Raw genomic sequence first — 21,400 nt, 5'->3', positions numbered from 1 at the left:
GTAGGAAGGCGTTCGTGACCGACCGTTTTAGGCGTCGGCTTGGGAATGCCGACCAACGCCTGACAGGGCTGGGAGGCAGAACTGTCCAGCCGCTCCGCTGATTTTGAAGATGCGGCGGGCAGAAGCAACTGGACCGTGGCGTGATCCGCATCGTCGTTCGCGACGGAGCCATGTCGAAATGAGCCTTCAAGGCGTGTGGGCTAACTCCTAGATTGCAGGCGGCCTGATACCTCTGTGGATTTCGCCGACGACGAGCGCCTGGTGTCCAGTCGCATGCGCCGTTCAGCGAGTGTCCCCGGCAGATGCAATCAGGCGCCGCCGCGAAGAGGTCACCATGGCGAAGACGCTGTATGAAAAAATCTGGGATGCCCATGTCGTCAAGCCACTGGGCGACAACAGGGCCATTCTCTTTGTCGACCGACATCTGGTTCATGAAGGTGTCGCGACTTACGCATTTTCGGGGCTAAGTGCGCGCGGGCGCAAGGTGCACCGTCCCGATCTGACGATCGGCGTGGCCGACCACGTCGTTCCCACGACGCCCCGCGTCAACGGGATCGCCTATGAGGACGAGGACGCCCGCAAGATGGTCCAGGACATTGAGGCCTACTGCGGGCAGGCCGGTATCGACGTCTATTCGGTCGGCAACCGCCGGCAGGGTATCGTCCACGTGATCGGGCCTGAACTCGGCTTTGTGCTGCCCGGCGCGCTGCTGGTGTGCGGCGACAGCCACACCTCCACCCATGGCGCATTCGGGGCACTCGCCTTTGGCATCGGCATCTCCGAGGTCGAGCACGTGCTGGCGACGCAGACCATCGTGCAGCGCAAGTCCAAGTCGATGCGTGTCAACGTGAAGGGCGAACTGCCCTCCGGCGCAACGGCGAAAGACCTAATCCTTTCGATTCTGCATACGATCGGCGTGGCAGGTGGTACCGGCCACGTCATTGAATACCAGGGAGAGGCGGTTCGGGCGCTGACCATGGAACAGCGCATGACGCTGTGCAACATGTCGATCGAGGGCGGCGCGCGCGCCGGCATGGTGGCGCCCGACGAGAAGACCATCGCCTATCTGGAAGGACGCAAATACTCGCCGAAGGACGAAATGTGGGGCCGGGCAGTGGATTCGTGGCGCTCGCTGAAGTCAGATCCGGATGCGTTCTTCGACGCGGATGTCGAAATCGCCGGATCCGACGTAGTGCCCTTCGTCACCTGGGGCACCAATCCCGGCCAATCGCTGCCGATCGTAGGCAGGGTGCCAAACCCTTCGTCCTGCGACAACGAGAGCGAGCGCACCAGTATCCAAGGCGCACTCGACTACATGGGCCTGCAGCCCGGACAGGCGCTGACCGATATCCACGTTGATCACGTCTTCATCGGCTCGTGCACCAATGGCCGCATCGAGGATTTGCGGGCCGCGGCCGCAGTGGTGCGGGGGCGCAAGGTCGCCGACGGTACGACCGCCTGGATTGTGCCTGGTTCGGGGCCGGTCAAGGACCAGGCTGAGCAGGAGGGACTCGACCAGATCTTCATCGAGGCCGGCTTCGACTGGCGTGAGCCTGGCTGCTCGATGTGCCTGGCGATGAATGGCGAGCGGCTGAAACCTGGCGAACGATGCGCATCGACATCGAACCGGAATTTCGAAGGGCGACAGGGGCGCGGTGCGCGTACGCATCTGATGAGCCCCGCCATGGCCGCGGCAGCGGCGATCACCGGCCATTTGACAGACGTGCGCGAACTGATCTGAGGCGAATATGGAACCGATCTCCGGACACAGCGGCATCGCCGCGCCCTTTCCGATGTCCGACATCAACACAGACCTGATCTATCCCCAGCAGTTCCTGCGCAAGCCGGATCGCAACGCGATGGCACCGTTCCTGTTTCACAGTCTGCGCTACAGACCAGACGGCACACCAGATCCGGACTTTATCCTCAACAAGCAGCCCTATGACGAGGCGACGATCATCATCGCGGGGCGTAATTTCGGCTCCGGTTCATCGCGCGAGCACGCGCCCTGGGCACTGAAATCATTCGGCATACGCTGCCTGATCTCCTCCATGTTCGCCGATATATTCAAGGCGAACTGCATCAACAACGGCATCATTCCTGCGACTGTCAGCGAGGACGTGCTAGCAGAGTGCCTGCGCGCGGCGGCGAATCCGCAGGAAGCGCGCTTCACGGTGGACCTGGAAAGGCGCGAGCTCAGCCACCTGCGGCTTGGCACAGTGCCGTTCTTGATTGTCGATTCCGACCGGGAGCGGCTGCTGAAGGGCAATGATTTCATCGACGACACTCTGGCGGAACTGCCGGCGATCAAAGATCATGAGAAAGCGTCGGCGCAAGCGACGCCATGGCTCAGTCTCGGGGCTGTCGCCGACTGACACGAAAGGGCCAAATGGCGTATTGTCGGCTGCGCTTTGAGACCACGCAGTCGCGGATGCACCGTTCTCTGCGACGCTGGCAGCGATCGTGTTCGCTGCTGTTTGAGCCACAACCGCTACAGAAAGCAACGCTATCGGGACACAGCTAGGGTCATCCATGGCTCGAACGACTTGCCTCGGTTATACGCCAAAACTCCATAGGGTCGCTCCCGCTCCGCCGCCCTGACACCCGCTCGACGAGCGCCGAACACCGTGAAGGAAGCGCCGCTTCCGTTCCCGCAATCCGGCTTATGGCTGAAGGCGTGCCATCTCGAAAATGTCGTCGCAGACAATGTAGCTGTTACCCTGCATCCGCCCGACGACGCGCATCTTCGCCGTATCGACATGGAAGCGTTCCGGATTGATGAGCAGGTCGTTGCGGATATGCATGACTTGCACAAGGCCGAGGATAAGCGAACGGTTTGACCCGAGCTCGACGATTTGCATCAGCTTGCATTCGAAGGACACCGGGCTTTCTGCGATGCGCGGCGCGCGGATCGAAAGCGAGGCCTGCGAGCTCAGCCCGGAGATGGTGAACTCGTCGACGGCCGGGCCGTATTCGGTGGCCGTGACGTTCATCACCTTCAGCCGATCTTCGTCGACCAGGTTGACGACGAACTCGCCGGTGGCGCGGATGTTACGGCCTGTGTCCTTCCGGTCGCCGGGACTGCGGTCGTTGATCGAGAATCCGACAACCGGCGGATCCTCGCCGAAAACATTGAAGAAGGAGAACGGCGCGGCGTTGCGCTGACCGGCTTCGCTGATGGTGGAAACCCAGGCTATAGGGCGGGGCGTGATGGTGGAGGACAGGAGCTTGTATCGCTCAATGGGCTTGAGGTCGGAAAAATTGAAATGCATGCCTGCTCCGGCGGGTCTAGAAATGTCAGATGCCAACATTGATGGGCGATGTGAAGGCCCTAACCGGGATGGCGAACGGAAATCGTCAGCCTTCGAGGATTTAATCGCTGCCACCCACGTCAAAGGCGTCGGGTCGACGGTCATGGAGCATCCGATCGCTACGCCTGGATGCATTGCTGGCGCTGTTCGCCAAGACCCTCGATGCCCAAGGTAATGACATCCAGTCGAGCGTCAGACCTGGATTGAAGACGCCCGGGCAGGAGAAGGACTCTCCTTTCTGGGAGCTTGCGACGTATCGGACCGATCAGCCGACGGCCTGCCTGCTGGTTCCGGCGACGAGAACCGCTACAACGGCGTCACCCATCTCGCTGGTGGAGACCCTGCGGCAGCCGGGCCGCATAATGTCGGCGGTTCGGTAGCCAGCTGCAAGCACCGAGCGGACCGCAGCCTCGACGCGCGCGGCCTCATGTTCCAGCGAGAAGGAATAGCGCAGCATCAGCGCTACCGACAGAATCGCTGCCAGCGGATTGGCAATATTGCGGCCCGCAATGTCGGGTGCGGTGCCGTGGACAGGTTCGTAGAGCCCCTTGTTTCCGATGCCCAACGAGGCCGACGGCAGCATGCCGATTGAACCGGCCAACATCGCTGCGGCATCGGAGAGGATGTCACCGAAGACATTTCCGGTGACGATGACGTCAAACTGCCTGGGATTGCGGATCAGCGCCATGGAGGCTGCGTCGACATAGAGATGGGTCAGTTCCACATCCGTATAGTCCTTGCCGACGCGGGTCACCACCTCGCGCCACAACATCATTGTCTCCAGCACGTTCGACTTGTCGACAGAGCACAGCTTCCTGCCGCGTTTTTGCGCCGCCTTGAAGCCTACATGGGCGATGCGCTCTATCTCGCTCTCGGTGTAGCGCATTGTGTTGATGCCTTCGCGCTCGCCGGCCGCGTTGACCGAGATGCCGCGCGGCTCACCGAAATACAGGTCACCATTCAACTCCCGCAGGATCAGCATATCGACGCCTTCGACCACCTCCGGCTTCAGCGTCGATGCGTCGAGCAATTCGGGATAGAGCAGCACCGGACGAAAATTGGCATAGAGCGACAGCGCCCGGCGAAGCCGCAACAGCCCGTTTCCAGCGCCCTCGGATGGTGGGCGGTGCTCGTCGGCGGGCACACCGGTACCGCCAAGCAGGATAGCGTCAACCGCACGGCAGAGCTCAAGCGTTTTCGCCGGCAACGCATCGCCGACGGTCTGAATGCCTTCGTCGCCGATGATGGCTTCGGTCATCTCGAAGGCGAGTCCAGCGCCGGCAAGTGCGCGCAACACTTTGACCGCCTCAGCGGTCACCTCCTTGCCGATGCCGTCGCCGGGAAGTACCGCGATTTTCACGTCCTATTCCTCCAGATGGATTTCACAGGAGCGCAAACCACCACGGCGCGCGCCCTTTCGGGTGTCTTATAGGAGTGTCGCGTGCATCCTCGAAGTCGTCCTTCGGAAACAGCCCATCGCCATAGGCGAACGCGCGTCGGCGGTCGCGGGCGGACCGCGCCGACGAGGACGGCTGGCGAAATCAAGCGGCCTTATCGGGTTTCGCTGTTGGTGAGATGGTTGAGCAGCAGGCGCACGGGCGGCGGCATGGTCTGGCTTGCCTGCACGCAAAGGTTCCACTGGCGCTCGGCCCAGGGTTCGTCAAGGACGATGGCGACGGTGTTGCCGCTGGTCACATAGCGCTCGGCGCATTTCTCCGGGACCAGGCCGATCCCCAGTCCGGCTTCAACCATGCTGAATACGGTCTCGAAACCGTTCACGCGGACCGGCATCCGCAACGAGCGGGCGAGGTCGGAAGCAGCGCGTAGCACAAGAGAGTCGAGGAAGGATCCCTTCATCGGCCCGATTAGATCGAAATCGGTGAATTCAGCAAACTTGACGATCGTGCGGTCCGCCAGCGGGTGGTCCTTGTGAACGAGTGCGACAATGCGGTCGACACGGTAGGGGATGATCTTCAAGCCTTGGCGCGGCACAACGCCGCCGAAGACGCCGATATCGGCGGCGTTCTCCGCCACCGCCTCGAGCGCCTGCTGGCTGGTCCCTTCCTGCAGGTCAATGCGCACGGCGTCGTGTAGGGCGAGGAACTCGCGCAGGTCACGCGGAAGGTGTTGGATGATGGTGGAAACGCTGGCATAGACGCGGACGTGGCCGCGCACGCCGCTGGCATGATTGGACAGCTCGGATTCCATCTGGCGCAGGTCGCGCATGACCACGCGGGCGTGGTACAGCAGGGAATTGGCGGCCGCGGTGAGTTCCAACCCCTTGGAACCACGCAAGAACAGCGGTGTCTTGAGCCTGGCCTCGAGATCGGAAATGCGCTTGCTGATTGCAGATGCAGCTATGTGCTCGCGGTCGGCGGCCTTGGCAATGCTTTGCTCCTCACAGACTGCGACGAACAATTCCAGTGACAACAGGTCGAAACGCACTCGTTACAAAGCTCCACGCTTAGGTTGCCCGACCACGATCCAAGGATGGACCGACAATCGCGAATGGTTCGGTCGCGCTGGGGCGCATCGCGGATCACGACGCACGCGTTCCCAATCAAGTCTTCGCGCTGCCCACCATGTCTCCAATAAGGTCGTATTCCCGTTTGGCAGAAAACACAAAATGAAATTGCCCACGTGCGGCGAAGCGGGCACCAACGGAAAGGTCAGGATCCGTCCATACATGAATCAATATGATCTCGAAGGCCGCACCGCGGTCATCACGGGCGGCGCTCAAGGTATCGGGTTTGCGGTGGTCAAGCGTATGCTCGAATCGGGCGCTAGCGTTGCCATCTGGGACCGCGACGAAACAGTTCTAAGGGCCTGCGCCGACAAGCTCGCGGACGCCGACCGCGTATACTGCCGGACAGCCGATATCGGCGTGCTCGCCTCAGTGGAAGCGGCGACAAAGGCGACGCTCGGGCGCTACGGCAAGGTCGACATCCTGATTAACAATGCCGCCCTTGTCGGCCCTAACATGCCGACTTGGGAGTACCCGCCGGAAGCCTTCGCAGAGGTGGTCCAGGTCGGCCTCAACGGAACTTTCCACTGCTGCCGCACGATCGTGCCGCACATGATGGAGAAGGGTTACGGACGCATCGTCAACATCAGCTCTGTCGCCGGCAAGGAAGGCAATCCCAATGCGGTCGCCTATTCGTCAATGAAAGCCGGCGTGATCGCGCTAACCAAGTCGCTTGGTAAGGAGTTGGCCGATCGCAACATCGCCGTCAACTGCGTGACGCCGGCCGTCGCCAAGACACCGGGCGCGATGGCCCAGGCGCCCGAACATATAGCCTATATCCTTGGCAAGATCCCACGCGGGCGCATGCTCGAACTGGAGGAGGCAGCGTCCATGATCTGCTGGCTGGCGACGCAGGAGAATTCCTTCACCACCGGAGCGGTCTTCGACCTGTCGGGCGGACGTGCGACCTATTAACAGGAATGATTGAAGAGGAGATTCCCATGCCTTCATTTGTCTTCGAGAACGCGCGCGTGCTTGATGGTTCCTCGGACGACGGGGAGTATGACCGTCATATACGGGTGTCGGAAGGCATGATTGACGAAGTTTCCGACAAGCCGATTAAGGACGCCAACGCGATCATGATCGACCTGAAGGGCAAGACGCTGATGCCCGGCTTGATCGATTGCCACGTCCACGTTTATTCGGCCGCTGAAGATCCGTCCGCCAGCTCACGTATGCCCAACGAACTGGTGGCGCTGCACGCGGCCAAGATCGTCAAGGGCATGCTGTTGCGCGGCTTCACGACAGTCCGCGACGTCGGTGGGGCGACGCTGGGCTTCAAATACGCGCTTGAAAGCGGTCTGATCGACGGACCCAGGTTGACCATGTGCGGCAAGGCTTTTGTCCAGTCCGGCGGCCATACCGATCCGCGCGAGCGCGGCGAACTGATCTCGGCTGAGACCTTCAACAATCAACTCGGCAACGTGTCGAAGATCGTCGACGGCGTTGATGAGTGTCGCCGCGCGGCGCGCGAGGAGATACGCAAAGGCGCTCAGTTCATCAAGGTGATGGCCGGCGGCGGCGCGGCGCAGCTGCGGATGCCACGCTCATGGAATGCCTATTCGATGGATGAGCTTCGCGCCTTCCAGGAAGAAGCGGAGAACGCCAAGACCTACGTCTGCGTGCACGCACATTCGGACGAGTCAATCGCGCGGGCGCTGGCCTGCGGGATCAAGTCGATCGAGCACTGTACGCTGATCACCCCCGCGACGGCCGCGATCATGGCCGAGAAGGGCGCCTATTCAACGCCGACAATCAGCGCATACGAGGGACAAATCATCGAGGCTGAAAGGCTCGGACTCGACGCTGCCGCCGTTGAGCGCCTGCAGTGGGTGCGTGATCGTGGCCCGGAATCGCTCGAGATCATGCACAAGGCCGGTGTAAAGATTTGCCACGGTTCGGATCATCTCGGCTTTCTACATCCACACCAGAACCTGGAATTCAATATCCGCGCCGAGGCGCTGCCGCCCATCGAGGTCATCCGATCGACCACCATCAACGCGGCCGAACTGTGCTTGATGGCTGGCAAGGTCGGCACCATCGCCGCAGGGGCCTATGCTGACATGATTGTGATAGACGGCGATCCACTGAAAGACATCTCGCTGCTCGGCGACGAGGGCAAATCCTTCCAGGCGATCATGAAGGGTGGGGTTTTCTACAAGAACGAACTTTCCCACTAAGGGTGGACGGATTCGACAAGATGGAGGCTGGGGCGACGGGCGCGAAAATTCCGCTCCGTCTTTTCAGTGTCGTCGGGCGACGCGGACCTGCGGCCCGCGCGCGATCTGAAGCGACAGCACACTGTACGTTGGCAATCCGGCGGACGGGCCGCTTCTCGGTACACGTCGATGAGGCGCATGGCGGCAGTCGAGGCGCATGGCGTCAGCAGTTAGATGGACGCCGCCGAGCCAAGGACATTCGACTCGGAGGATGAGGACCGACGCGCCTAATCTCGGTCATTGCCTCCAATAGCCGTGGTTCCAACAACCAATAGCCGTGGTTCCAACAAACGGATTGCACGGTTAAATCGAGGGTGTCCTTTGAGGTTAGCCCGTGGATTGACGAACCTGCGTTTCAGGACGTTGCAGCCTCCCAGTTTGGAGCAAAGGGCGGGTCCACGTAACGTAGGTTCTTCGGCAAAGCCGCGATGGCCGCGCGGTCCTGATCGTCGAGGCGAATGTTGAGCGCATCGAGATTGGCTGCCTGGCTCGAGGGGTGAGCGGCTTTGGGAATCGCGATGACTCGTTCCTGGTCCAGAAGCCAGGCGATGGCGATCTGGGCGGCGGTGGCGCTGTGCTTTTCACCGATCCTGGCGAGGACGGGATCCCTCGCGGCCCGACCCTGCGCAAGCGGCGCATAGGCGGTCATCGGAATACCCTTGCCACGAAGATAATCCAGCATCGGCGTCTGCGACAGGAACGGATGATATTCCACCTGATGAACGGCGATGGGGGCGCCGATATCCTCAACAGCGCGCCGGATCATGGGCAGGTTGAAGTTGCAGACGCCTATGGCGCGGGCCAGCCCTTCTTCCTTCAGTTTGGTGATCGCTTCCAACGTCTCGCCCATCTTCATGTTCGCCGACGGCCAATGGACCAGAAAGAGATCAACATGGTCGAGACGAAGCTTGCCGAGGCTGGCATCGAACGATCGGCGCAGGGCGTCGGGGGCAAGCTTGTCGTGCCAGACCTTGGTGGTGACGAAGAGATCCGCACGCTTCAAGCCGGAAGTGGCGAGTGCGGTCCCGACGGCGGCTTCGTTGTCGTACATGGCTGCCGTATCGATATGTCGGAACCCGAGGGCAAGCCCGCTTTCGACCACGGATCGGGCGGCATCGCCCGGCATCCGGAATGTACCAAGCCCCAGACGGGGGATGGCGACGCCTTGAGTTTCAACCGTTTCCATGATCGTTCCTTTCAATTTGCGAGGGACGCGGCAGAGGCAGAAGCCGTCCGCCGCCCGTTCTACCGGCGGGCTCAGGCGGTCTCGCTCGCGGCCGCCTGCCGGACCAGCGCTTCGATCACCTGCTCAAGTGATGTCGTGCCCATGGCACGGTTTTCGCCGTCTGCCTTGAAGTCGATCCAGCCTTCGTTGAAGCCGTCGAGCATGCGCATGCGCGGCTGTGGGTTACGCGTACCCTGGGCACGGAACAGGCCCTCCCAGCTTTCCCGCGGGACGATCTCCACCCGCACCGGGTGCCCGAGCACCGACGCGAAGGCATTGGCGAGATCGTTGGGCGAGACCCGTGCGGGGCCTTCCAGTTCCACGACCCGCTTGCCGGTCCACTCCTCGCGGATCAGATCTGCGGCAAGCCGGCCGATATCCTGCGTCGCCACCATGGCGAAGGTCTTGTCGGCAGGCTGGAGGAAGCTATGCAGCACGCCTTCATCGCGGGCCGGCGCGACGTCCCAGGCCGCATTTTCCATGAACCAGCCGGGCCGCAGGAAGGTGACGGGAAGATCGAGCTCGCCGAGGGCTTGTTCCAGCATCGTCCGCTGGCTCAACAGATTGTCCACTTCCGCGTCGGCGCCGATGGTGGAGAGGCAGACGACCCTTTCCGGGCGGGCAGCAAGGAGAGCGGTCGTCAGCACCTCATTCTGTTTCGCCGCTTCCGGATAGCCGGGCGCCGGGTCGAATTCCGACGGCGGCAGGATGAAAACGCCAGTGGCGCCGTTGAAGGCGGCAGCAAGCTGCGCGGCGGCGTCCATCTCGGCAAAGGCGATTTCGCAACCTCGCTTGCGCCAGATTTCCGCCTTGGCGGGGTCGCGCAGCACCGCACGGACCGGTTCTCCGGCATCGATCAGGGCTTTCGCCAGCGCGCCGCCGACCTTGCCAGTAATTCCTGTAATCGCATACATGGTATGTCTCCTGGTGTTGAGGTCGTGAATTGATCAGGCGAGGCTGTCGTAGAGGCCGCGCTCGAATGTGCCGTAGAGCTTCACGACCTTTTGGTCGTAGAAGGGCAGAAGCTGGGTGAAGATAGCTCCGGTCACCTTCCTGACAGGGTCGAGCCAGAAATAGCAGTTGAGCAGGCCGGCCCAGGAAATGCTGCCTGCCGACCGACCGTTCGGACCGGGCAGCGTGTTGATGTCGAACGAATATCCCCACTTGTGGGGCTCGCCGGGAAACTGGTCGAAGCTCTGCGAATAGGCAGGCTGGGCGGTCCTCATGGCCTGGACATCGAGGTCGCCGATCTGGTTGCGCATCATCGACGCGACCGTTTCCGGCTTCAGCACCCGTACGCCTTTATGAGTGCCTCCGTTCAGCAGCATCCGCAGGAAGGCCATGTAGTCGCGCGGCGTACTGAAGCCGCCGCCGCCGCCCATGAAGAATTCCGGCCGCTGAGGCATTTCGAAGGGCGCGGGCGTCAGGCCGCCGTCTTCGCGACGGTTATGGAAGGTGGCGACCCTGGCCTTCTGCGTGCTTCCGATCAGGAAGCCTGAATCGGTCATGCCGAGCGGGGCGAAGATGTTCTCGCGGAAATAGACTTCCAGTGACTGGTCGCTGACCGCTTCCACCAGCTTTCCGACCCAGTCCATGCTGATGCCGTATTGCCAGCGTTCGCCAGGGTCGAATTCGAGCGGTGCCAGGAAGGCGCCGTTCTTGCACGTGGCGATGTCCGGCATGCCGGTGACGTTCTCGTAGCGGGTTAGTGCATCGCTCCAGATCGAATAGGTATAGCCGGAGGTGTGTGTGAGCAGGTGACGCACCTTGATGGCTCGCTTGGCCGGACGCAGGCGCGGCTGGCCGTCGCCGTCGAAACCCTCCAACACCATCGGATTGGCGAGTTCCGGCAGATATTTCGCCGCATCGTCCTCGGGATCGATCCTGCCCTGCTCGATTAGCTGCATGCAGGCCGTAGCGGTGAAGGCCTTCGTCATGGACAACAGCCAGAATACCGTATCGGGGCGCATCATTGCTCCGGTGACGGTATTGGCCTTTCCGAAGGTTCCTTCATAGATCATGCTGTCTGGTCCTGCCGCGGTGGCAACGACGCCGGCGACGGTACCGTCCCGCACCGCCTGTTCCATGGCCATGTCGATGGACTTGAAGTTGCCGGACCGCGCTTGCGGGTTGGCCGCCAGTGCGTGGACCGGCGTGTTCACGGCGGCGGCGCCCGCCGCCAGCAAAAGGCCGCCACGCGCCAACAGGCTTCTGCGTGAGATCGCATTCATGGATGAATTCCTTCTCGCAAGGCCGGAGACTTCCGCGGTCCGGTGTGCCGCTGCGCCGTCCCGGCGCTCAAAAATCATCTATGGGAAGCGATGCGATGATTCACGCGCAATAAAATCAAAGATAAGATGACTCAAAATCACTCATGATGGGACGGTTGAGATCACCGACCTTGCAAAGGAGAGAGGGCATGAGTTTCGACACGCGGTTGTTGACCGGGGTCGGCGTTTTCGGGGCGGTGATGGAAGCGGGCAATTTCGTGCGGGCCGCGGATGTTCTCGGTCTCACGCCATCGGGGGTCAGTCGTGCGGTGGCGAGGCTCGAACAACGCGTCGGTGTCAGGTTGTTCGACCGCAATCCGCGCGCGGTCACGCTGACGGAGGAGGGCGCCCGCTTCCATGCCCGGATAATGCCGCTGCTGGCCGGACTGGAGGAGGCGGCCTCCGAAGCCGCCGGTTCGGCGGCATTCGTCGGCGGGCGGCTCAGGGTTTCGATCGATCCCTGGTTCGCGCGAATGGTGCTGGCGCCGAGGATCGGTGAATTCCTGGCACGCTACCCCGCACTGTCGCTCGATCTGACCACCAGCAACTATCGCGAAGAGATGATGAGCGGCGCGGATGTCGCCGTGCGCTTCGGTCCACCGGACGAATCCTCGCTGATCGCGCGCAAGCTGCTGGACGTACCGGTGCTGACCTGTGCCGCCCCAAGCTATCTCGACCGTCACGGCATTCCAGCCACGCCCCACGACCTGATGCACCACGATTGCATCCTATTTCGCGACCCGCAGACCGGGCGGCCGTTCACCTGGGAGTTCCAAGGGGATAGCGGGACCATCGAGATCAAGGCGTCGGGGCGGTTGGTCATGGACGATCCCTCCGCTGCCGTCGCGGCCGGTCTCGCGGGGCAAGGCATATTCCAGAGCCTTGCCATCGGCCTCGACGAGTGGCTTGAGAGCGGGGCGCTCACGACGATCCTGGCGGAATGGTCCGACGAACAGTTTCCGCTTTACGCCTATCATCCGTCACGCCACATGCCGCCGGCAAAAGTGCGGGCTTTTCTGGATTTTGTTCAACGGATCGCGGCGGCGTAGCGCGGGGCATTCTTGCCGCGCACGGCCCTGGCTGTCCACCGGCAAAAATGCTTGCCGCCTCGCATGACGGTGTTGCATAACGGTCATATGAGCCGACGGGGGGCGCCGCTCAGGCCATGGATCGAGCGGCCGATGCAATCAGCGCCTCAGCCGCTGGATGTCATCGCCTGGCTGCCGGTGACGCATGCTACAGTTCTGACGAGGGGCACATGGTCGAGCAACTCGGCGACCGCCTTCGCACGCGGGGACATTCGCGTCCATTGGCCAACGCCACCCCGCTATATATGGCATGACATAATGGCGTTTCTCCATGCTGGTCAGAATCCTGGATTTTGCACCGCCAATCGGGACAATCGATCGATTCGATCGAACATCTCGCACTCATCCGTACTTCTGGATAGATTGAAGCCGTGCGAGAATGAAGGCAGGCATTCGTGCCAACCCACATCCAACCTGGTCGGCGGAATATCCTCAAAGCTGCTGTGGGCGGCTTCGCTCTGCTGAGCTTATCCCGACAGTCTAAGGCCGAAATCGCGCCCTTTCAGTTCGGACTCACTCCGGTTTTCCTCTCCAACGATCTGGAGCTTCTTGGCCACCTCCGGGCATATCTCACTGCGAAGCTGGATAGCCCGGTCGAGCTGGTGACGCGTCGGACCTATCAGGAAATCACGGCGCTGCTCGTGTCTGGGGAAATCCATGCGGCGTGGATCTGCGGCTACCCTTATGTGCAATACAAAGGGGAGCTCGATCTGGTCGCGACCCCCGTCTGGCACGGCAAACCACTCTACCAGTCCTATTTGATCGCCGCTGCTGACCGTAAGGTCGACGACTGGCACGGGCTCGCCGGCGACGTTCACGCCTTCTCGGATCCCGATTCGAACTCCGGTTTCCTGGTCACCCGGGCGTTGCTCGCCGAAAACAAGGTGCTGCCGGAGGCGTTTTTCAAAAAGACCTTCTTCACCTACGGACACCGCAACGTCATCCGTGCCGTGGCCTCGGGATTGGCACAGTCCGGCAGCGTTGACGGCTATGTCCATGAGGTCATGCGCGAGACCGAACCCGACTTGGTCAAGCAGACCAAGATTGTCCGCAAGTCGGAATGGCTCGGCTTTCCGCCAGTGGCGTCTCCGAAGTCGCTCGCCGGCGACGCGCGCGTCAAGGCGCTGCAACAGGCGTTGGTGTCGATGAACAAGGATCCGGAAGGAATGAAGGTCCTTAGACTGCTGCGCCTGGATGGCTTTGCTGCAACCGATCCGTCGCTCTTCGACACCATAGCTGCCAAGGTCGAAACCGTGAGGCAGTTCGGATGAGCATGGCGCAACGACTGCGAGCGATCCCTGTTTCTTACCGTGTTCCGGTCATGGTGGCGCTGCTGATGGTGTTTATCAGCGCCGTCATATCTGAGCGTGTGCTCGACCGGCTGTCGCATACGCAAAAGACCTATCTGGACGGACTTGCGGAAACCTATCTCGACGGATTGTCCTCGGCGGTGGTGCCGGCGGTGCTGCGCCAGGACGTTTGGGAAGTCTATGACGCCCTCGATCGGTCTTCATCCTCGTATGAGGCGCTCTCTCCCGTCGAAACGGTCGTGACTGGTGCCGATGGTCGAGTTTTAGCGGCAACCGATCCCATCCGCATGGCCACGTTCTCGCAACTGCCGGACAGTTACTTCAAGCGTTATGGCCCAGGCATTGTGACGATCGATGAGGCGACGTCGACCGGGTTTGCCAAGCGGGACCTGGTGTATCAAGGCCAGTCCATCGGGACGATTCACGCCACTTTCGATGTGTCGCATCTGTTCGCCGAGCGACGTGAGATCTTGGTCACGCTGCTGATCACCAACGGCGTGCTGGCGGTGCTGTTTTCTCTCGGCGGTTTCCTGATCGTAAGGCAGATGATCGCGCCGATGCGGATCCTCGAGAACCACATGCGGTCAGCGGCCGACGGGGCTGCAGAGCCAATATCCCAAGATCAGATCCCCAAAGGCGATAGCGAAGTGGCAGGCCTGTTTAGGGGCTATAACACGCTGGTCCAAGCCGAACGCGAGCGTGCGAATTTCGCGATGCAACTCGCTGAGGAAGAAAAGCTGTCCAGCCTGGGGCGCCTTGCATCGGGCATGGCGCACGAGATCAACAACCCGCTGGGAGGGCTGTTCAACGCCCTCGATACGTTGAAAAAACATGGAGAGACACCCGGCGTCAGGGACACGTCCATAAGCCTGATCGAGCGCGGCCTTGCCGGCATCCGGGACGTGGTCGAAGCGGCCCTTTCGACCTATCGACCGGAACGCTCGCATCGCCCGTTGTCGGCCGACGACCTTGACGACGTCCGCCTCCTCCTGAAACCTGAACTGCACCGCAAGCGGCAGCGCCTGGATTGGGAAATCATCTGGAACGACATGCCTGAACTACCGGTGAGGGGAGGGCCTGTACGTCAGGCCGTCCTGAACCTCCTGCTGAATGCCAGCACGGTTACCCCAGAGGGCGGAGCGCTCTCGCTGAAGGCGAACTGCTCGGGCGACTTCCTCAACATCGAGATCGGCGACCAGGGTCCCGGTATCCCGCCAGACATCGCGGGGATTCTGGTCGACAGCGATCCAGGTCCCGCTGTGCGAGCCGGCTGCGGCTTGGGTCTCTGGATGGTCCGGCGCGTCGTCGACGAACTCGGAGGGTCTGCCGCAATCACCACAAGAGAGGGGGAGGGACGGTGGTCACGCTGACCATTCCCTTCGAAAGGGAGACCAAAGCCAATGCAGCCTGACCCAGCACGCATAGGTCTCGTTGAAGATGATCCGGTAATGGGAGGGTCGATCGTTCAACGCCTCGAGCTCGAGGGCTGGCGCGTGACCTGGTGGCAGTCAGGACGGGACGCCATTTCCGGGATCGAAGGAATCTCCGATGCCCTCGATCTGGTGATTTGCGACATCCGTCTCCCGGATATTTCGGGCGAGGTCGTTTTCAATGAGCTTGCCAACCTGCCGAACTCGCCGCCCTTCATGTTCGTCACCAGCCAGGGTGAGATTGATCAGGCGGTTCGTCTGATGCGGTCCGGCGCCGTTGATTTCATGACCAAGCCATTCGCGATGGATGAATTCCTGCGGCGTATCGATGCGGGACGGCGCACAACCCACAGCCAACTCCGGCTGAAGGGTTATTTTCTGGGGGAGTCGACCGCCATCCAGCACGCCGAAGACCTGTTGCGCCGCTATGCCGGCCATGATCTGCCCGTCTTGATTGCCGGCGAGACCGGCTCCGGCAAGGAAGTCGCCGCGCGTCTTCTCCACGAGGTTTCGGCTCGGAGTGCCGAGCCCTTTATCGCCGTGAATTGTGCAGCAATCCCGGCCGAGCTGCTTGAGAGCGAGATCTTCGGACATGAGAAGGGGGCGTTTACCGGCGCCCAGCAACGGCACCTCGGCTACGCCGAGCGAGCCGGGAAGGGCACGCTGTTTCTCGATGAGATTGGCGACATGCCAATGCCCCTACAGGCCAAGCTCCTGAGGCTGATCGAGGACGGCAGCTTCAACCGGGTCGGTGGCGAGGCTCCCTGCAAATTTCGCGCGCGTGTCGTCTCCGCCACCCATCGCGACCTTGCGCAGCGTGGCGGATCGTCTGGCTTCCGCGAAGATCTCTATTTCCGGCTTGCCGTGTTGCCGGTGACGATCCCGCCTTTGCGCGAGCGACACGAGGACATCCCCTGGCTACTCGACCGGTTTCTTGAAAATGCGGTCAGCCGGTCTGATGTCCGGATCCGGGGGTTCAGCGCGTTGGCCCAGGAAGCTGCGCTTACCTATCCTTGGCCGGGAAATGTGCGGGAACTCCGGAACCGTGTCGAGCGAGCGGTTGCCTTGTCGACTAGCGAATGGATCATGCCCGGTGACTTGTTCCCGGAGCGGGCAGTAAAATCAGGGAATACGACATTCGCTCCCCTCGCCGATGTTCGCGACGCGGCCGAGCGACGCCAGATCGAGCGGGCGCTGGACGAAACCGGCGGTCAAATAGCGAAGGCCGCCGGCCTGCTTGCGGTCTCGCGGACCACGCTTTGGGAGAAAATGACGCGGCTCGGACTGGCCGATCGGGCGCGTTCGACTTCCTGAACCTTCGGCAGTGCAGCATGTTCGGGTTTCCGAACGTGGCGGACAATTTCCAGCTGTTTCCTCCGTCCTGTTGCGGCGAAACCAACGGTTTCTGCGGTTGGCACACGCATTGCAAAGCTCCTGGCGACAAGGTTTCGCCAAATGGGAGGATTGCATGGATCGCTGCAACAAGCTGGTCGACGTCGGCCGCCGTCAATTTCTGCGGGGAGGGGCATTCGCCGCCGCAGGCATGGCCACAGCCGTGGCACTACCGGTTCAAGCGCAGACCAAGGCTGCCCCCGGGCTCGCTCTCGTTGAATACCCCTCAAACAAGTTGGCCAACATAGTCGATTTGAAGCCGAACGAACCTTTCGAAGTCGGCTATCCGGATGAAAACGCCCCCGGCGTGCTGCTGAAACTTGGCACAAAGGTGGAAGGCGGTGCAGGGCCGGATGGTGACATCGTCGGGTTCTCGACGACCTGCCCTCACAAGGGCTTCCCGCTGAATTACAATGCGGATGATCATTCCTTCAACTGCCCCGGCCACTACTCGCGTTTCGACGCCGACGCCGGCGGGCAGCAGATCTGGGGCCAGTCCACCGCCAACCTTCCCCAATACGCGCTGCGCATCGATGCTAAGGGCGACATCTACGCCGACGGCGTCGACGAGCTTCTTTATGGCCGCCTGAGCAACGTACTTTAAGGGAGGATCGGATCATGGCTTACAAACGTCACGTCGCCCGTCTGCCGATCATTCCGGCCGACGCCAAGAAACAGAACGTCACCTGCCACTACTGCATCGTCGGCTGTGGCTACCATGCCTACACCTGGCCGGCCAACAAGCAGGGCGGCACCGATGCCGCCTCGAACGCTTTCGGGGTCGACCTTTCTCAGCAGCAGGCTGCCGAGACCGACGCCTGGTATGCACCCTCGATGTACAACATCGTCAAGCAGGACGGGCAGGATGTGCACATCGTCCTCAAGCCCGATTCCGAGTGCGTGGTGAACTCTGGCCTCGGCTCGGTACGTGGCGCCCGCATGGGTGAACTGCGGTACTCAACCGCCCGCGGCTCGCAGCAGCAACGCCTGATCAGCCCGATGGTCTGGCGCTACGGGCAGATGCAGCCAACCTCGTGGGACGACGCCTTGGACCTCGTGGCGCGGGTCACTGCGGCCGTCATCAAGGATCAAGGCGAGGATGGCCTGTTCGTGTCCGTGTTCGATCATGGCGGCTCAGCTGGCGGCTATGAAAACACCTGGGGCACGGGCAAGCTATACTTCGGCGCGATGAAAATCAAAAACATCCGGATTCACAACCGGCCGGCCTATAACTCTGAAGTCCATGCCACGCGCGACATGGGCGTTGGCGAGCTCAACAACTGCTACGAGGACGCCGAGCTCGCCGATACCATCGTGTCGGTCGGCAACAATCCGCTCGAAACCCAGACTAACTATTTCCTCAACCATTGGATTCCGAACCTGCGTGGAACGTCGATGGACAAGAAGAAAGCGCAGTTGCCGGGCGAGCCCCATGCCAACGGGCGCATCATCTTCGTCGACCCGCGTCGCACGGTTTCGATCAACGCGGCCGAGGCCGAGGCCGGCAAAGACAACGTCATGCACCTCGCCATCAACTCCGGCACGGACATGGTGCTGTTCAACGCCTGGCTGACCGAGATCGCCACCAAGGGCTGGGTCGACAAGGCCTTCATCGACGCATCCACCAAGGATTTCGATAAGACCGTCGCCGCCAACAAGACCTCTCTCGAAGATGCGGCGAAGATCACCGGTCTGACCGTCGACCAGATAAAGCAGTCGGCGGCGTGGATTGCCGAGCCCAAGGAAGGCAAGCGCCGGCGCACGATGATCGCCTACGAAAAGGGCCTGATCTGGGGCAACGACAACTACCGCACCAATGCGGCGCTGGTGAACGTGGCGCTGGCAACCGGCAACGTCGGCCGCGAGGGCGGTGGCTGCGTGCGCATGGGTGGCCACCAGGAGGGCTATGTACGTCCCTCCGACGCCCATGTCGGCAAGCCGGCCGCTTACGTCGACAAGCTGCTCATCGAAGGCAAGGGCGGTGTTCACCACATCTGGGCCTGCGATCACTACAAGACCACCCTGAACGCCCACCAGTTCAACATGGTCTACAAGAAGCGTACCGACATCGTGAAGGACGCTATGAACGCGGTGCCTTATGGCGATCGCGACGCAATGGTGAAGGCGATCACCGACGCGATCAAGGCTGGTGGGCTTTTCTCCGTCGACGTTGACATCATCCCGTCGATGATCGGTGCGGCCAGCCACGTTTGGTTGCCGGCGGCCGAGTCCGGCGAGATGAACCTCACCTCGATGAACGGTGAGCGCAGGATGCGGCTGGTCGAGCGCTACATGGACCCACCCGGCACCGCCAAACCGGATTGCCTCATCGCTGCAGGCATCGCCCAGAACATGGAGAGAGTTATCCGTGCGTCGGGGAATGCCAAATATGCCGACCAGTTCAAGGGGTTCGACTGGAAGACCGAGGAAGACGCGTTCATGGACGGCTATCACTTGAACGCCAAGGGAGGCGAAAACGTCACCTATGAGCGGCTTCGCGCCATGGGTAACAACGGCTTCCAGGAACCCTCGACCGGCTTCGCGGATGGCAAGATCGTCGGCACCAAGCGGCTCTATACTGATGGCAAGTTCGGAACGAAGGACGGCAAGGCGACCTTCATGGAGGCCGCTTGGCGCGGCCTGCAGGCCCCGGGCAAGGAGGAGCAGAAGAAAAACAACAAGTTCCTCATCAACAACGGACGCGCCAACCTCGTTTGGCAGAACGCGTTCCTCGACCAGGACAGCGAATTTGTCATGGACCGCTGGCCCTACCCGTTCATTCAGATCAGTCCGGACGATATGAAGGAGCTTGGCCTGAACAACGGCGACCTCGTCGAGGTCTACAATGAAAGCGGCTCGACCCAGGCCATGGCGTATCCGACGCCAACCGCCAAGAAGGGCGAGACCTTCATGCTGTTTGGGTTCCCTACCGGCGTGGTGGGGAACGCCATCAATGCGGGCACCAACGAGCTGATCCTGCCGAACTACAAACAGACGTGGGCCAACATCCGGAAGATCTCAGATGCTCCGGAAGGTGTGAAGCATCTCTCCTTCAAATCCACGGAATATCAGGCGGGCTAAGCCCAACGGATTTCTGCCGCGAGCCGATCTGCTCGCGGCAGCTGTCATGTCTTCAATCGTACGGAAAACGGAGAGTTCCCGCGTGAAATATCTTTTCGTCGGCGCCACCTTTGTTTTGGCGCTCCTGCCACCGGTCGCCCAAGCCAAGGATATCGAAGCCGGCAAGGTGGTCTTCAAAAAATGCGCCGCCTGTCACAACGCCGATACCGACGCCAATAAAGTCGGGCCAACCTTGAAGGGCGTCGTCGGGCGGACGGCCGGGACTGCGCCAGGCTATTCGTATTCAAAAGCCATGAAGGATGCCGGTGCTGCGGGCCTAGTCTGGGATGAGCCGAACCTGACGGAATATCTGACCGACCCCAAGGCGAAAGTGCCAACGAACAAAATGGGGTTCCCTGGCCTCAAGAATCCCGACGACATCAAGAACGTCATCGCCTATCTCAAAAGTGTATCAGGCTAGAAACCCTTAGGCCGTTGCGTTTCCAGATCAAACGCAAGGGAGGAGCGATCGTGTTTCACGCCGCGCAACCCGTTTTGCAAGCCGACTGCTCGGCAGGGCAGGGCGGTGAAGCTATTCCGTTCGAGGCTGCGGTGGCGAAGGCCGTTGCGCTTGCCCGACCGGTTCGCTACCGGGAACATCTCTCGCTCATCGCAGCATTGGGACGGGTTTGCGCTGTCGCTGTTCATTCGCCGGTCGCTCTGCCACCCTTCGACAATTCAGCCATGGACGGGTTTGCCGTGCGAACGTCGGATTTCGATGGCAACGGTCCCTGGACGTTCCGGGTGGCCGGTCGGGTTGTCGCCGGCGACGTGCGCGCGCATGACCAGCTGGACCCGCGAACGGCGCTGCGGATCTTTACGGGGGCTCCCGTTCCTCCGGGCTTTGACGCGGTGGTCATGCAAGAGCAATGCGAACGCTCGGGTGACATGGTGACCGTCTTTGAGCGGCCGCGTCGCGGCCGCCACATCCGCCTCGCCGGCGAGGACGTCAGCGCGGATTCCGAGCTCGCAAGGCGGGGCAGGGCCCTGTACGCAAGGGACCTTACCCTGCTGGCCGCCGTGGGGATCGCCGGTGTTGAAGTCCTCCGAAAGGTACGGGTCGGTCTGCTGTCGACCGGCTCCGAGTTGAAGGAGCCCGGCGAACCTCTCGCCCATGGCCAGATTTATAATTCCAATAGGATCATGCTGCGGTCGTTGCTGGCAGCCTGCCCTTGGGCCGAGATCGTCGATTTTGGCATCGTGCCGGACAGCCCGGATCTTCTCGCCGACGTTGTCGCGCGGGCGGTCGCCTCCTGTGACGCGCTGGTGACCACCGGAGGGGTCTCTGCCGGCGAAGAGGACCATATGGTCACCGCCGTCCTGCATCACGGCGCCAGCCTCGAGGTCCTCAAAGTGGCGATGCGACCGGGAAAGCCGGTGAAAGTCGGTAAGATCAAGAACATGCTTTTTGCCGGGTTACCCGGCAATCCCAATGCGGCGATGGTCACATTCCGACAGATCGTCTTGCCTGCCTTGCGCAAACTTGCAGGTCTCGCCGATATCCAGCCGCA

Annotated in this window: 17 protein-coding genes and 1 pseudogene; 12 read left to right on the top strand and 6 right to left on the bottom strand. The window is 61.5% G+C overall.

Annotation, left to right across the window (positions count from 1 at the left end; genetic code table 11):
* The first annotated feature begins 334 nt into the window (after window positions 1–334).
* Window positions 335–1,741, top strand: coding sequence for a 3-isopropylmalate dehydratase large subunit (gene leuC, locus AC1VON_RS23485; RefSeq protein WP_483125015.1), 1,407 nt, complete (start codon window positions 335–337; stop codon window positions 1,739–1,741).
* Window positions 1,742–1,748: 7 nt separating this feature from the next.
* A complete protein-coding gene (leuD, locus tag AC1VON_RS23480; protein WP_172350211.1) occupies window positions 1,749–2,375 on the top strand; it encodes a 3-isopropylmalate dehydratase small subunit in 627 nt (208 codons plus the stop codon).
* A 288-nt stretch (window positions 2,376–2,663) separates the two neighbouring features.
* Here leuD and AC1VON_RS23475 read toward each other — a convergent pair whose 3' ends face one another.
* From AC1VON_RS23475 to AC1VON_RS23465, 3 genes are all read right to left on the bottom strand, one after another.
* Window positions 2,664–3,416 (bottom strand): flavin reductase family protein, encoded by a 753-nt coding sequence (locus AC1VON_RS23475; protein WP_483125014.1) that lies wholly within the window; start codon window positions 3,414–3,416, stop codon window positions 2,664–2,666.
* Window positions 3,417–3,576: 160 nt separating this feature from the next.
* Window positions 3,577–4,671, bottom strand: coding sequence for a 3-isopropylmalate dehydrogenase (gene leuB / locus AC1VON_RS23470; RefSeq protein ID WP_172350213.1), 1,095 nt, complete (start codon window positions 4,669–4,671; stop codon window positions 3,577–3,579).
* 191 nt (window positions 4,672–4,862) lie between these two features.
* Window positions 4,863–5,756, bottom strand: a complete 894-nt coding sequence (locus AC1VON_RS23465) for a LysR family transcriptional regulator (protein WP_172350214.1) — start codon at window positions 5,754–5,756, stop codon at window positions 4,863–4,865.
* Window positions 5,757–5,937: 181 nt separating this feature from the next.
* On the opposite strand from AC1VON_RS23465, the gene AC1VON_RS23460 reads away from it, so the two are divergent.
* Window positions 5,938–6,750 carry an SDR family NAD(P)-dependent oxidoreductase gene (locus tag AC1VON_RS23460; RefSeq protein ID WP_340163183.1) on the top strand — a complete coding sequence of 271 codons (813 nt, stop codon included), beginning with the start codon at window positions 5,938–5,940 and terminating at the stop codon, window positions 6,748–6,750.
* Window positions 6,751–6,755: 5 nt separating this feature from the next.
* Window positions 6,756–8,015: a metal-dependent hydrolase family protein gene (locus AC1VON_RS23455; RefSeq protein WP_246740678.1), complete on the top strand. Its 1,260-nt coding sequence runs from the start codon at window positions 6,756–6,758 to the stop codon at window positions 8,013–8,015.
* A 394-nt stretch (window positions 8,016–8,409) separates the two neighbouring features.
* On the opposite strand, the gene AC1VON_RS23450 is transcribed toward AC1VON_RS23455, so the two are convergent.
* The 3 genes from AC1VON_RS23450 to AC1VON_RS23440 form a co-directional block, all read right to left on the bottom strand.
* A complete protein-coding gene (locus AC1VON_RS23450; RefSeq protein WP_172350216.1) occupies window positions 8,410–9,240 on the bottom strand; it encodes an aldo/keto reductase in 831 nt (276 codons plus the stop codon).
* 71 nt (window positions 9,241–9,311) lie between these two features.
* A complete protein-coding gene (locus AC1VON_RS23445; protein ID WP_172350217.1) occupies window positions 9,312–10,193 on the bottom strand; it encodes an NmrA family NAD(P)-binding protein in 882 nt (293 codons plus the stop codon).
* 33 nt (window positions 10,194–10,226) lie between these two features.
* Window positions 10,227–11,510 (bottom strand): serine hydrolase domain-containing protein, encoded by a 1,284-nt coding sequence (locus AC1VON_RS23440; RefSeq protein WP_483125013.1) that lies wholly within the window; start codon window positions 11,508–11,510, stop codon window positions 10,227–10,229.
* Between the two features lie 188 nt (window positions 11,511–11,698).
* Between AC1VON_RS23440 and AC1VON_RS23435 the strand changes: the two genes are divergently transcribed.
* The 8 genes and pseudogenes from AC1VON_RS23435 to AC1VON_RS23400 form a co-directional block, all read left to right on the top strand.
* Window positions 11,699–12,598 carry a LysR family transcriptional regulator gene (locus AC1VON_RS23435; RefSeq protein WP_483125012.1) on the top strand — a complete coding sequence of 300 codons (900 nt, stop codon included), beginning with the start codon at window positions 11,699–11,701 and terminating at the stop codon, window positions 12,596–12,598.
* Window positions 12,599–13,032: 434 nt separating this feature from the next.
* Window positions 13,033–13,908, top strand: a complete 876-nt coding sequence (locus AC1VON_RS23430; protein WP_483125011.1) for a substrate-binding domain-containing protein — start codon at window positions 13,033–13,035, stop codon at window positions 13,906–13,908.
* Window positions 13,905–15,317, top strand: a complete 1,413-nt coding sequence (locus tag AC1VON_RS23425) for a sensor histidine kinase (RefSeq protein WP_483125010.1) — start codon at window positions 13,905–13,907, stop codon at window positions 15,315–15,317. Before AC1VON_RS23430 ends, AC1VON_RS23425 begins: the two co-directional genes overlap by 4 nt.
* Window positions 15,318–15,347: 30 nt before the next feature.
* Window positions 15,348–16,691 carry a sigma-54-dependent transcriptional regulator gene (locus AC1VON_RS23420; RefSeq protein ID WP_483125009.1) on the top strand — a complete coding sequence of 448 codons (1,344 nt, stop codon included), beginning with the start codon at window positions 15,348–15,350 and terminating at the stop codon, window positions 16,689–16,691.
* 154 nt (window positions 16,692–16,845) lie between these two features.
* Window positions 16,846–17,373 carry an arsenate reductase (azurin) small subunit gene (locus tag AC1VON_RS23415; protein WP_172350223.1) on the top strand — a complete coding sequence of 176 codons (528 nt, stop codon included), beginning with the start codon at window positions 16,846–16,848 and terminating at the stop codon, window positions 17,371–17,373.
* Window positions 17,374–17,387: 14 nt separating this feature from the next.
* On the top strand, window positions 17,388–19,850 hold the full coding sequence (locus AC1VON_RS23410) for an arsenate reductase (azurin) large subunit (RefSeq protein WP_483125008.1): 2,463 nt from the start codon (window positions 17,388–17,390) through the stop codon (window positions 19,848–19,850).
* Window positions 19,851–19,896: 46 nt separating this feature from the next.
* Window positions 19,897–20,310: a c-type cytochrome gene (locus AC1VON_RS23405; RefSeq protein ID WP_483125007.1), complete on the top strand. Its 414-nt coding sequence runs from the start codon at window positions 19,897–19,899 to the stop codon at window positions 20,308–20,310.
* 50 nt (window positions 20,311–20,360) lie between these two features.
* A pseudogene (locus AC1VON_RS23400) lies at window positions 20,361–21,359 on the top strand (molybdopterin molybdotransferase MoeA); the annotation flags it as partial.
* Window positions 21,360–21,400: the final 41 nt, after the last annotated feature.

The organism is Mesorhizobium sp. HAY1-8B (assembly GCF_056868045.1).
The sequence above is the reverse complement of the archived record's forward strand: the minus strand, read 5'-3'. Positions and strand labels throughout refer to the sequence as shown.

Coding starts and splice junctions, on each gene's coding strand:
- AC1VON_RS23455 (WP_246740678.1), top strand. CDS start 6,756: ATGATTGAAGAGGAGATTCCCATGCCTTCATTTGTCTTCGAGAACGCG.
- AC1VON_RS23420 (WP_483125009.1), top strand. CDS start 15,348: ATGCAGCCTGACCCAGCACGCATAGGTCTCGTTGAAGATGATCCGGTA.
- AC1VON_RS23450 (WP_172350216.1), bottom strand. CDS start 9,240: ATGGAAACGGTTGAAACTCAAGGCGTCGCCATCCCCCGTCTGGGGCTT.
- AC1VON_RS23435 (WP_483125012.1), top strand. CDS start 11,699: ATGAGTTTCGACACGCGGTTGTTGACCGGGGTCGGCGTTTTCGGGGCG.
- AC1VON_RS23460 (WP_340163183.1), top strand. CDS start 5,938: ATGAAATTGCCCACGTGCGGCGAAGCGGGCACCAACGGAAAGGTCAGG.
- AC1VON_RS23445 (WP_172350217.1), bottom strand. CDS start 10,193: ATGTATGCGATTACAGGAATTACTGGCAAGGTCGGCGGCGCGCTGGCG.
- AC1VON_RS23425 (WP_483125010.1), top strand. CDS start 13,905: ATGAGCATGGCGCAACGACTGCGAGCGATCCCTGTTTCTTACCGTGTT.
- AC1VON_RS23440 (WP_483125013.1), bottom strand. CDS start 11,510: ATGAATGCGATCTCACGCAGAAGCCTGTTGGCGCGTGGCGGCCTTTTG.
- AC1VON_RS23475 (WP_483125014.1), bottom strand. CDS start 3,416: ATGACCGTCGACCCGACGCCTTTGACGTGGGTGGCAGCGATTAAATCC.
- leuC (WP_483125015.1), top strand. CDS start 335: ATGGCGAAGACGCTGTATGAAAAAATCTGGGATGCCCATGTCGTCAAG.
- AC1VON_RS23410 (WP_483125008.1), top strand. CDS start 17,388: ATGGCTTACAAACGTCACGTCGCCCGTCTGCCGATCATTCCGGCCGAC.
- leuD (WP_172350211.1), top strand. CDS start 1,749: ATGGAACCGATCTCCGGACACAGCGGCATCGCCGCGCCCTTTCCGATG.
- AC1VON_RS23415 (WP_172350223.1), top strand. CDS start 16,846: ATGGATCGCTGCAACAAGCTGGTCGACGTCGGCCGCCGTCAATTTCTG.
- AC1VON_RS23405 (WP_483125007.1), top strand. CDS start 19,897: ATGTCTTCAATCGTACGGAAAACGGAGAGTTCCCGCGTGAAATATCTT.